Source organism: Candidatus Symbiopectobacterium sp. NZEC135 (genome assembly GCF_025962695.1).
In genome coordinates this window covers 1-594 of record NZ_JAGFPF010001327.1, presented here as the reverse complement: position 1 = coordinate 594, position 594 = coordinate 1, and the positions used below count along the sequence as shown (strand labels likewise).

Sequence of the window (594 nt, the reverse complement as noted above, 5' to 3'; positions counted from 1 at the left end):
CCGCTCAGCCGCGAGCACCGCCCGGAGTGGGATACCCAGGCGCTGCTCCAGTGTGGCTACCATAAAATCATGCTGGATACGCGCGTGGGCGACACCCTGTGGGATGAGACCGAAAAGGTTAACTACGCCTCGACGCCGATGTTTATGGTGTGTGCGGAAAAATAGGGAGGTGGTATGCGAGCGATAACCGGATTTTTTCTGGCGGCGCTGATGTTGCTGGGCATGGCAAGTGCAACGGCGCAAACGCCTACGACGCTCAATTATGCCAGCACCAAGGACATTCGTGATATCAACCCGCATCTCTACAGTGGTGAGATGGCGGCGCAGAATATGGTGTTTGAGTCGCTGGTGGTGAATACCGACAATGGCGTGCAACCCTGGCTGGCGGAGCGCTGGGTGATTTCGCCAGACGGTAAAACCTATACCTTCCATCTGCGACAGGGCGTGAGCTTCAGCGACGGCGAGCCGTTCAACGCGCCGGCGGTAAAACTGAATATCGATGCGGTGTTGGCCAATTATCAACGTCATGCCTGGCTGGAGCTGGTGCGGCAGATTGAACGCGTTGAGGTCATTGACGATGCCACCGTGGTGCTG

Annotated in this window: 1 protein-coding gene; it reads left to right on the top strand. The window is 57.2% G+C overall.

The window, feature by feature from the left end:
- Positions 1-210: 210 nt before the first annotated feature.
- A partial coding sequence (locus tag J5224_RS34090; protein ID WP_264629274.1) for an ABC transporter substrate-binding protein occupies positions 211-594 on the top strand: 384 nt, incomplete at its 3' end.